At 56.0% G+C, this 11,601-nt stretch carries 10 protein-coding genes; 1 reads left to right on the forward strand and 9 read right to left on the reverse strand.

Annotated features, from left to right (window positions below; translation table 11 throughout):
- Positions 1-1,517: 1,517 nt before the first annotated feature.
- The 9 genes from K0A93_12965 to K0A93_13005 form a co-directional block, all read right to left on the reverse strand.
- Positions 1,518-2,288 carry a response regulator gene (locus K0A93_12965; GenBank protein MBW6513000.1) on the reverse strand — a complete coding sequence of 257 codons (771 nt, stop codon included), beginning with the start codon at positions 2,286-2,288 and terminating at the stop codon, positions 1,518-1,520.
- A 36-nt stretch (positions 2,289-2,324) separates the two neighbouring features.
- Positions 2,325-2,741, reverse strand: coding sequence for a chemotaxis protein CheW (locus K0A93_12970; protein ID MBW6513001.1), 417 nt, complete (start codon positions 2,739-2,741; stop codon positions 2,325-2,327).
- Positions 2,741-3,184: a chemotaxis protein CheW gene (locus K0A93_12975; GenBank protein MBW6513002.1), complete on the reverse strand. Its 444-nt coding sequence runs from the start codon at positions 3,182-3,184 to the stop codon at positions 2,741-2,743. Before K0A93_12975 ends, K0A93_12970 begins: the two co-directional genes overlap by 1 nt.
- 110 nt (positions 3,185-3,294) lie before the next feature.
- Entirely contained in the window at positions 3,295-4,344 is a 1,050-nt protein-coding gene (locus K0A93_12980; protein MBW6513003.1) for a deoxyguanosinetriphosphate triphosphohydrolase, read from the reverse strand.
- A gap of 80 nt (positions 4,345-4,424) precedes the next feature.
- Positions 4,425-5,615: a hypothetical protein gene (locus tag K0A93_12985; GenBank protein MBW6513004.1), complete on the reverse strand. Its 1,191-nt coding sequence runs from the start codon at positions 5,613-5,615 to the stop codon at positions 4,425-4,427.
- Entirely contained in the window at positions 5,612-6,304 is a 693-nt protein-coding gene (locus K0A93_12990) for an ABC transporter ATP-binding protein (GenBank protein MBW6513005.1), read from the reverse strand. Before K0A93_12990 ends, K0A93_12985 begins: the two co-directional genes overlap by 4 nt.
- A gap of 32 nt (positions 6,305-6,336) precedes the next feature.
- Complete coding sequence (locus K0A93_12995) at positions 6,337-7,575, reverse strand: FtsX-like permease family protein (protein ID MBW6513006.1); 1,239 nt, start codon at positions 7,573-7,575, stop codon at positions 6,337-6,339.
- The gene (locus tag K0A93_13000) at positions 7,572-8,795 is read right to left on the reverse strand and encodes an FtsX-like permease family protein (GenBank protein MBW6513007.1); all 1,224 of its coding nucleotides are present in this window, start codon (positions 8,793-8,795) and stop codon (positions 7,572-7,574) included. The genes K0A93_12995 and K0A93_13000 overlap by 4 nt, the downstream gene beginning before the upstream one ends.
- Position 8,796: 1 nt before the next feature.
- Positions 8,797-9,402, reverse strand: coding sequence for an outer membrane lipoprotein-sorting protein (locus tag K0A93_13005; protein MBW6513008.1), 606 nt, complete (start codon positions 9,400-9,402; stop codon positions 8,797-8,799).
- 325 nt (positions 9,403-9,727) lie between these two features.
- On the opposite strand from K0A93_13005, the gene K0A93_13010 reads away from it, so the two are divergent.
- Positions 9,728-11,422, forward strand: coding sequence for a hypothetical protein (locus K0A93_13010; GenBank protein ID MBW6513009.1), 1,695 nt, complete (start codon positions 9,728-9,730; stop codon positions 11,420-11,422).
- Positions 11,423-11,601: the final 179 nt, after the last annotated feature.

Genomic DNA, 11,601 nt, shown 5'->3' on the forward strand with positions numbered 1-11,601 from the left:
ACCAACGGCGACGGCGTCTCTGCGATCGAGGACATGGACCTTGCCGGCTTGTCGCGCATGGAGATTCTCAAGGGACCGGCATCGGCGATGTACGGATCCGGACTCGGCGGGGTGGTGAAGCTGCGGGCACTGTACCCCACGCAAAACGGACCCTCCATGAACCTCTCCTCCTCCGCCGGCTCGTTCAACACCTGGAAACATGCGGTCCGCCTCGGCTGGAAGCAGGACCATACCGCGATCACTGCAGGCCTTGCCCGCTCCTCCTCCGACGGATTCCGCGAGAACAACAGCTACTCGCGCGATCACCTTTTCCTCCACGGCACCACCGGATCGCACAAGAACCGCATCACCTTTCACCTGCTCACCACCCGGCTCGATGCACAGATCCCCAGCTCGCTGAACGAGACCAATTTTCTCGAAAACCCGGAAAGAGCAGCCGCCAACTGGCTGGCGATCGAGGGATTCAAGGCATACACAAAGATCACCGGGGGAGCCTCCTGGCAACATACCTTCAGCGAAAACTGGCACAACAAACTGGTGCTCTTCTCCGCCTGGTCTGACTCCTACGAATCTCGACCCTTTAATATACTGGATGAAGGCGCCACCATGGGGGGATTAAGAAACTATCTCCGGTACGAGAAAAACAACCTCCGCCTCCAAACCGGCTTCGAGCTGTTCCATGAAGCGTTCAACTGGAAGATTATCGAAACGCTCTCCGGCGAAGAGGGCGACCTGCAGCTGCACAACAGCGAGACACGCCGCTATGGCAACCTCTTCGCCCATGCACGCTGGTCGCCTGTAAACAAACTCAATATCGAAGGCGGACTTAACCTCAACCTGTTGGAGTACCGCCTCAACACCCTCTATCACATCGACGACACCGACCAGTCGGGCAGCTACAGCTATGACCCGGTGCTCTCCCCCAGGCTCGGGCTGAACTACAATGTCACACGGGAACACTTCATCCACGCCTCTGCCGGACACGGCTTCTCGGCCCCGTCACTCGAAGAGACCCTCCTGCCCGGCGGACTGGTCAACCCCGATCTGAAACCTGAAACCGGATGGAACTTCGATGCCGGATTCCGCGGATGGTCGACCGGTAAACGGTGGTACTACGACATCACCGCCTACACGATCCGCATCCGCAACATGCTGGTCACCAAAAGGGTCACCGAAGAGATCTTCTCCGGTATCAACGCCGGAAGCGCCCGGCTATCGGGGATCGAAATTTTTAACCGGATCGACCTCAGCAACACCGGCGCCCAATGGAAGAACACCCTCTACACCAGCATCTACCTCAACAGCAACAAGTTCACTGAGTTTGTCGACGATGGAAACGACTTCAGCGGCAACGCCCTGCCCGGCATCCCCGCACAGATGGTCCATGCCCGCTTTCAAACCTCCTGGCACCAAACGTTCGATATGATGGCGGAACTGCGCTATGCAGGAAAGCAACTGCTGAACGATGCCAACACCGCAGCGTACGACGGTCACCTCACCGCCAACCTCAGGATATCTTATATTATTAAACTCAAGGCAAGGACAGGAAATGTGACCGATACCAGGACTGAAATTGGGAATGGAACTGGAGCTGGAACCAGGACCGGAACTGGAGCTGGAACCAGGACCGGAACCAGGACTGGAAAAGTGAATGGAACGGGAACAGGAGCATCAGTTGGAACGGGAACTGGAACGGGAACTGGAACGGGAATGGGAGCAACAGGAGCCGGAGCAACAGGAGCCGGAGCAACAGGAGCCGGAGCAACAGGAGCCGGAGCAACAGGAGCTGGAGCAACAGGAGCCGGAGCAACAGGAGCCGGAGCAACAGGAGCTGGAGCAACAGGAGCCGGAGCAACAGGAGCCGGAGCAACAGGAGCCGGAGCAACAGGAGCCGGAGCAACAGGAGCTGGAGCAACAGGAGCCGCAGACAATAATGCTTCAACCTGGTCGATCAATGCCTGGGATTCAAACGGCTTCGGTATCCAGGCATCGGCACCGCAAGCTTTGGCCTTGCCTTCATCAAACGGCTCGAACGTTCCGGCCAACAGCAATACGGGAACCCCCGCCAGGGAAGGATCCTGCTTGATCGCACTACAGAGCTCATAGCCGTTCTTCCCTGGCATGTAAACATCCGCCAGAATCAGATCGGGACGATCAGCCTGCGCCTTCTGCAATGCGTCGTCACCGTTATCGACAATCGTCAGGACATAATCTTCATGAGCAAAGGTGATGCCGACGACCTTCTGGATTGTAATGCTGTCATCGGCCAGCAACAATTTCTTGCCCATCAAAGCCTCCTTGCGGTCGCGTGTAACACCGTCATCTCAGCGCAGCAGCGCCGCCACGAGAGTGTCAACGTCCACCAACTGATATTTTTGGTCATCAAAGGTAAACTCATATTGCATTTGACAGAAATCAACCTGGGCCGCCTTCTCCAGAACTCCTGATTCGACCGGGACGATTCGTTCGAGCAAAGAAGCGGGCAACCCGACCTGACCGGCTTCACTCCGACAGATCAGAACATGTTCAGCCATATCCCAAGTCAGGTCGAAGGACAGGTTATAGACCTTGAACAAATCGAACAAATACACCGGTTGTTCGTCACGAACAAAAACACCGAAAATCTCCGGACACATCAGCGGCAGCTGAAAAAATTGCGGCGTGGCAACGATATGTGCAACGACGTTTCCGTTCACAGCAAACGACTCACTGCCGAGACGAAACAAGGCCATCTGCCTCATCAGGTCCCCCAGCTGGCGACGAGGGTTCGAAAATCAAGGGCGACCAACGGCTCATCAGACCAGAGATCGATGCGCTCATAAACCGGAACCGCGCCATCGACAAACTGGAATGGTACCGAAAACGTGACAAACTCAGTTGCGGGGAAAATTCCGTCAATGTGGTCAGCGATTACGCCGAAACAACGGTTATCGTCACCGAGAACCAGAATGGTGGCGTCATTCACGCCATGATCAGACGAAAGCTGCATCCGCCGCCGCAGGTCGCGTACCGGGACGGTTCCTCTACGACAAATAATTTCTCCGAGCAGAAATTGGCACCCGTCGATGTTCTCACCCCCTGGCTGGCCGGGATGCGACTCAAGGATTTCAACAAGTTCTCCAATCGAGACACTAAAACCAACTGCACCAAGACGAAAAACCAGCTTCATCCTCAATCTATTCATTTAATCCGCCTGACGCACCGTTTCGATATTTTCACACAGCAGTTGTCACGCTATCATATCCCCCCTGGAGTGTCAACCTTTCCTCCGGTAAATTCAAGGGGTTATGCGTCTCAAAGAACCTTCCACGGTTGCGGAAAAAAGAGCTTTTGATAAAGGTTCATCGCATAACGATCGGTCATCCCGGCAATAACGTCAGCCACCGACGTTTCGAGCGAATCGTTCGCGCGATGCACTCCGCCATGCTCCATCAACGCTGACTCATTGCTGACAAAGTAACAAAAGAGCTCGCGCAACACCCGCGAGGCCTTTTCGAAATCGGCGTCGACACTTGCTGCCTGGTAAACGTGTTCAAAGAGCCAACTCCGCAATGCCGAAATTGTCTCGGCCATCGGCGCAGACAAACAAATATCATCTTCTACCGCGCGGGAGACACTAATCATGTCCCGAACCATCGCATCAATACGGCAGGAATGACGGGGACCAAGAAGTTTAATGATTCCGGCAGGGATATCGGCAAGGGTTATCAACCCTGCCCGCAGTGCGTCATCCAGGTCATGATTGACATAAGCGACAACATCTGCCAGACGCACGATCCGCCCCTCCAGAGTGGCGGCGCAAAACTCTTCACTGCGCGTCAGAATTGGTCCTTTGCCTTTCGAATGCCGGGCAATCCCATCACGCACTGCGGCGGTCAGGTTGAGCCCCGCACCATCCTTTTCGAGCATCTCGACGACGCGCACACTTTGCTGCGCATGGCGAAAGCCGACTGGCACCATTTCATTCAGCACCCGTTCCCCGGCATGTCCAAAGGGGGTATGGCCGAGATCATGCCCCAGGGCAATGGCCTCGGTCAGATCCTCATTGAGCGCCAGCGCACGTGCAACGGTGCGGGCAATCTGGGCCACCTCCAGCGTATGCGTCAGACGTGTCCGATAATGATCCCCTTCGGGGGAAAGGAAAACCTGGGTTTTGTATTTAAGACGACGAAAAGCCTTGCAGTGCAAAATCCGGTCGCGATCATGCTGAAAAGCGGTCCGCACGGTGCACGGAACTTCAGGGAAATCGCGGCGAGCGGAGGAACTCAAACATGCCCCGTGGGCCAAATTCACTTGTTCACGCGCTTCAATTTCTTCCCGGACAGTTTTCACATCAGCAGCCATGCGACAGTCTATACCGTAGCACTGCATGTGATGCAAATAAAATCGCCCGGATGCTGCAAAAGCGGGCACGCGACGCTGGACTAAAAAAAATACTGAAGGAACAGACCACCGCTATCCCCCACGCCGCCGAATTCGCTGCGTAGCGCCATGACACCGGGAATCGTGGTCGGTTTCGGCTTCTTGCCAGAAGTAAACGTCCAGAACAGCTGGAGAGACAGATTCTCCGCAAGGGACCAGTCAAACATCGGTCGCAGCACCGCTGAGCTGTCCAGAAGATTCCAGATCAACAACATTTGACCGGTAAGCAGCGGATGCAATTGATAGCCGGGCGACACCAGCAGATAGTGTCGCCCCAACAAAGAGGTCATCCCCTCGGTAACCACCACACTCCGTGCAACGCGCGGGTAAGCTTCCGCCCTGGAGCTACCGGCTCCATTATAAAAATACTCAGCCAGCAGGGTCAGATCACCGGAGCCAAACCAAACTTCCAATGCCCCGAGCGCGAACCGTTGACGCGGATCGCCATCGATCAGGCCAACACGGACCCCCTCATAATGAACAACCTCGCCTTTCAGACCAAGACCGCCAAGATCGCCGGCGAGACCGCAGCCGAAGGTACTGCGGTCGCGCAGACGACCGCCGATGGCAAGCAGATCAACAGTGGCCATCCTGGTCACCAGCGTCCCGATAAAACTGTTGTGCTCGCGACGATCACCGGCCACCGTGATGAACTGGAATTCGCCGCCAAAAGGAGCAAAATATGCCCAGCGCAGGGCATCTACACCGGGACGCACGCCACTATCGAGGGCATCGGGGGGAAACGGGGCAATATTATCCAACGGCGAGAACAACGCCATACGCCCGAAACCGATCGCCTGTCGCCCCACGGTCAAATCTGTCCGCCCGACGGTCAGCCGCAGATTCAGGCGATCGATCTGGACGAGGGTGTACAGCTGCCGGTCGCGACGCCAGTCTGTTTCGAGATCGAAGCGGCGGTTGACCCACGCAGGCCGCGATCCGGTCCCGCCGGGATTATCACGATACAACGTCAGATTTTCAACCGCGCACTCAAGATCACCCTGTTCGTCAAAACGGTGATCGAGAGTCAACCGTAAACGGTTAGCTGAAAAAAGGCTGGATCTCTGGCCGGTGGCGAGCGAAGCCTCCTGATAAAGATTGAGCGATTTGAATGAACCGCCGCCGTCCCACGCCGTGGCGGGCACACACGACAAGACCACCACCGCCAGTGAAAGCAGCACAGCCGCTTTCACTCTGCGGACTCCAGACTGTCACTTTGCAGAACCCCATCCTTGAGCCGCACCACCCGTCGCGCCCTGAAAATGACCTGCTGATCGTGAGAACTGAAAATGAAGGTAATCCCCTGCTCGGCGTTGAGCCGCCGCATCAGATCGAGCAGTTCAATCGCGGTGTGTGAATCAAGATTGGCGGTCGGTTCATCGGCCAGAATCACCTGCGGGTTCGCCGCCATTGCCCGGGCGATGGCCACCCGTTGTTGCTGTCCGCCAGAAAGATCGTTCGGGCGGCGCTCCTCCAGACCGGCGATGCCAAGTTGGCGGAATAAGTCTGTCACCCGCGAGCGGCGCTCCGCCTTGGGCACCCCTTGCAGCATCAGTGTGAACTCGGCATTCTCCAACGCGGTCAGCACCGGGATCAGGTTGTACGATTGAAAGATAAAGCCCAGTTCACGCAAACGAAAGTCGGAAAGCTGCCGCGCGGAGCGTTGAGCGACATCGACCCCGTTGATCTCGATCCGACCGGAACTCGGTTTGTCGAGACAGCCGATCAGATTAAGAATCGTTGTTTTACCGCTTCCTGATGGCCCCGCCAGCGCGATAAATTCGCCGCGCTTGATGCGCAATGAAAAATCGTGTACCGCGTGAACCTGCTGATTCCCGAGCTGATACGTTTTATTGATATTCACCAGTTGCACCAACGGCATCGTTTCAATCCTGCGTTAGGAGGGGGGGATGATCATACATGGCGCATCGCTTCCACCGGCGCAATGCGCACCGCTTTCAGTGCCGGATACAAAGCGGCAAACAACGACAGCGGGATCACCCACAGCGCAAGTTTACCCATCCACACCCAATCCCAGTCCGCGCGAATGATCGGTTCAAAAACCACTCCGCCGAACTCAATTTCGGCCGAGATGTAATCACGCAGATCGATCCCGACCTCGGCCAGATACCAGGTCAACGCGGAACCGAGCAGGGTGCCAAACAACGCCGCAATGACACCGAGTAGCAGCGCCTCGGTGAGCACCAGTGTAACCAGTACCCGAGATGTTGCTCCGAGTGCCCGCATCACCCCGAATTCACGCATCCGTTCCAGCACCGACATCAACACGGTATTCACCATGCCGATCGTCACAATGAGCAGGATAATAATGAAGATGACTTGTTGACTGGCGTAATCAAACTTGATGGCATTGGCCAGATTGACCATCGCCGTCTCCCAGGGAACCACGCGCAATTCGGGGTGAGAACCTAACAACGCAACCACCTGCGGATAAACTGTGACGTCATCCTGCGCCCGTACGAGGATCACGGCCAGCTCGTGAATCGCATCGGGCACGCCGAGGATCTTTGCCGCACGCTCGCGACCGACCAGCACCAGCGACCCGTCGATATCGCGCATCCCGGTGCGCACCACCCCACGAACGCGCAAGAGTTCGCTGGCCAGTTCCCCGTCGCGCCCCTGCACCGTCACCACAAACTTCTGCCCCGGCTTCAATTGCAGCTCGCGCAACAGTTTCTCGCCGATCACCGCATCGCGCCCGTCAATTGAACGCAGCATCTCGTCGGCCCCGAGTTTTCTCAGAAACGGATTGACCACTCGTTCCACTTCCGGATCGACCCCGGTGAGGAGGATACCACGACTCTCACGGCTTGATTGCGCCATGCCGGGGAGATAGAGACGCGGAGCCACCTGCGCGACGCCGGGGAGTGCCGCAATCCGCGTCTGTAAATCTGCGCGGAGAAAGGTCAGTTTTTCATCACGACTGCGCGCATAATCACCAGCATAGATACTCAGGTGGCCGGAACCGGCACGGACACCATTGTCGATCATCTGTGCATAGACCCCCACCGACAGATTATGTGAACCCTGGACGAGCATGACACTCAGGCTCATCGCCGCCAATGTGATCAGCGAGCGGCGCCGATTACGCCACACGTTACGCCAGGCCAACCGAAACAGTTTCACGCTCATTCCTCCCGGATGGCGCGCACCGGTTCGAGCCGCGCAGCACGATTTGCAGGGAGCAACCCCGCCAGCAAGCAAATAAGGAGCAGGCACAGCGACGGTATCCAGAAATTGTCGAACGCAAACTCAGCCCGCAGACGTGGCAGAATCGTCCCACCGGCATAAGTGATCGGGGTCAGATAAGCGGACAGATCAATCCCCACCCGCGACATATACAAGGTCAGCAGCCCCCCGGTGATCAGGCCGATCAGCAACGACAGCAACCCCATCGCCAGCGTTTCAGTCATCACCAACAGGCGCACCTGCATCGGTCGCAGCCCCATTGCCATCAGAATACCAAACTCCCGCGTTCGTTCCATGACCGCCATAAAGAAGGTATTGAGCACCCCGAGCCCGGCGGCACTGTACAAAATCAACGCCATAATCAGACGACTGACGGCGTAGGAGGCAAGCACCTCTCGCATCTCGGGTAACAATGTACTCCATTCGTGTACCTCCAACCCTGGCGGCAGCTGCGCGGCCATTTCCCGTGCCAACAGCGGAGCCTCCAGCGGAGCAGTGACGGTGATAGCGATCTCATGCACCCGTCCCGGCAACGCCATAACCTTTTGCAGCCACACCAGCGATACCAGCGCCAGCGTGTTGTCCTGCCCCGTCGCACCGGTCCTGAAGACACCGCTGACGGTGAGCAATGCATTGCCGATCGAACCGTCAGCCGCCTGGGTAACGAAGACCAGCTCATCCCCCGGTTTCACCCCCAGTTTGTCGGCCAGTACCGCACCCAGCACTACACCGGCAAATTCGCCGGGCAGCAGATAGTGGCCGTCACTGAGCATCCTGCCTAACGTTGTGACCTGCTGTTCGCGCTGCGGATCGACTCCGAGCAATTCGGCGGGGCAGCTGTTATCGGCATAAGAAAAAAGGCCGAAAGCACGAAGCCGGGGGGAAACACCAAGGGTTTGCGGCGATTGATCAAGGGTGTTCAAGAAACCGTCCTCCGGCGCAAAATTGATAAACATTTCACGCTCCTGCTGGTAACCGTCGGCAGTCACCACGACATGGCCGTAGTACTGCTCGGTAGCGGAGGCGAGCATATCACTGAACATCCCGCTGAAAAGGCTCAGCGAAAGAATCAGCAGGCTGGACGAAACCACCATCGCGGAAACGGTCAGAAAGGTGCGACGACGGTTACGGCCAATATTGCGCCAGGCCAGGGTTAGAATCATTTCAGCGCTTCTTCAGTGCGCGCAGCGAAAAGAAACTGGCCGTCAGCGGCAGGTCAAAGGCAATATTCTCATAGTGCAAGATGGTCTGCTCCTCCGGCTTGTCAATCGGTTGCACAATCATCTTCAGTGGAATGGTGCGGTTACCGACGGTCTGAATATCAGCAAAAGTGATGGTGCGTACCAACGCGTACTCTTCATCAAAATACTCGACCAGCAGTGGTACTCGGTCAGCCTTGCGTAGCGTGTAAACAATCCGTCCCCAGACCACCGCCGCAGCCGCTTTTGGTAGTCCCGCAATCCGCCAGATTTCAGCATTTTCTTCCTGCAGCTGAAAGACATAATCCTCATCAATATGCGCCGCCTTGACCAGATCATTATTGGTAATATGGCTCCCCATCCACGCGCCGCCCATCAACGACGGTGGCACCTTGATGACCCGGTCGACATTGGGCAAATAATTCCAGACCTCCTTTTCGACCTTAAGGGTTGCGACGCCCTGCTCCTTGGCCGGAGCAACGATCCGCACCAGAAAATGATCGCGCTCCAGTGACCACGCCTCCATCGTCAGACGGCGTTGCCAATGCGCGGTGCGCACCTGCATCTGCATTATTGAATGCGATGAGTGGCCATTATATTGTTCTTCCACCTCGCGGATCAATTGTTGCCAGTCGAGCCCCAGCACGATGGACGGGAAGAGGAGCAGAACAGCGACGCTGATAACGTTTTTTGTCGAAATACGCACAAGTTATCCTTTCGCAAGGGGAGATAATGTTCCTTCATGATAGCGTATTTCAGCAGGTTGCCAAGATAATGGCGAGCAAAATCACAACCGGCTGAAACAGTCATCAACGTTGCATAAAACCATTGACCCCCACCCGCCCTTGGCGTAGAGTAACGACCCCGTAACACATCGATTTGTCGAGGAGTTTTGCATGAACCCGATTGAACTGCCAGGGGCAAAGAAGGTTGGTCATCTGACCTTGCTGCGTGAGCCGCGTGCGATTACTGAAGCCGAATATAACGCCCTGAGTGCTAACGAGCGCCTGGAAATTATCCGTCACGCGGTGGGGACCCGTAAATATGACCTGTTACTCGCCGCCGAGGACGCTGCCACGCTGATCCCGCGTATTCCGGCTCAGGAACTTTATCTTTTCATCCGGGATCGTGGTCTGGACGACGCCAAGGAACTGATTGATTTTGTCAACGCCGAGCAATTTTCGCTCTTTCTCGACTTTGATTGCTGGCGCGGCGATCAACTGGACAGTGACATAGCTCTGCCCTGGTTAGCCGCTTTGTGCGAACGCGATGAAGATGTGTTCTTGAACATTCTGGAAGGACTTGATTTTGAGTTTTTAACCCTTGTCACACAACGCTATGCGAGCGTGGTTCACGGTCCGGAAATCTACGATGATGATGACCAGCGCCAGGAAGACAGTAATCGTGACGGCGGCTATGAGGTGGTCTACACCAGTGAAGACGCGGCAAAGTTTTTCAGTCTGTTTTTCGCCCAACTCTACCAACTCAACCAATCTTTATTTCGCCGTTTACTGGAATCGATTCGGGGCGAAGTGCCCTCTCAGCTTGAGGAAGAATGTTTCCGCAATCGCAACAATCGTCTTGCCGACCTTGGCTTCCCCGATCCACTCGAAGCCCGCTCGGTTTATCAATGGATCGATCCGGCAACGTTTAATCTTCAGGACTGGCACAAGGATAAAATTTATCCCGTGGACGAAGAGCTGCTCCCCCCGGCTTTTGCCTTAACGGTAACGGCGCCCGACTCTTTTCTGGCGGCAGCTTTGACAAATGGGATGAGCGATGAGTTCTGCTGGGAACTGACCTATCTTTTGAACAAAACCATGAGCGCCGCCAAGGTTGATATCGGCAACCTTGAGGACATTTCTGCCGTGGCGCAAGGGGTGCGCAATTACCTGAATCTTGGGCTGGAATTCAGTGCGGGGGGCAATGTGGAGGCAGGCGGAAAAATTCTCGGGCAGGTCTACTTGCAGACGCTGTTTCAGCTCGGTTACAGTTTGTGCCTGCGGTTGTCGGAACGGGCCAGGGCGCTTGATGCTACCGCCATCAAGCCGTGGCTCGATGCCCCCTATAAACGTTTTCTCAAGGCACTGCTGCAATCACCGCCCCGCTTAAACCTCTCCGACGGCGCTGATGTGCAAACCAGGGATCGCGCAATTAAATCGCTGGACGATCTTGCCATTATCAACCATCGTCTCGATCGCCTCGACATGCTGCACACGCTGTTCTGCACAGCACTTCCCTTCGAACTCCCGCCGCAGATTGACCTTGACGATGATCGGCCAATGTACCGTGACGAACTCACCTTGACTGATATTATATTGACGGCCCTGGCCAACCAGGTACTCGGTCGCCCCTTTCGCCCCGATCCGATCCCGGTCACAGAACTGCCCCGACTGCACGCCAAACTCGGCACGGACGGAACGGTATCGACGGTTATCAGCGAAGCATTTATTAGCTATCTGGAAGGGCTGTGCCCAGGCGCTGAAGCATTTGCGCGATTCACCCTGGGCGTGCTCGAAGATGACTTTCTCGCCATCAATCCGGAAGACCTTGACCCGCGTTATATTAGCGGGATAATCATCCGTTCGTGAAAAACTCAACGTTCGCTCTTCGAGCGGCGTGGGTCTTGAGGTTCATCTCTTGGGGTAACAGTTTAGTCCCCTTTGCATGTGCCGACGCAAGCATGCCACGAGATTGCCGGGGCGTGCTCGCTCCGGATCCGCACTGCTCAAATCTGAAACCATTTACTGCCGTGGAGTTTTCTTCTGCC

It is taken from the genome of Desulfuromonadaceae bacterium (assembly GCA_019429445.1).
Taxonomy (GTDB): domain Bacteria; phylum Desulfobacterota; class Desulfuromonadia; order Desulfuromonadales; family JAHYIW01; genus JAHYIW01.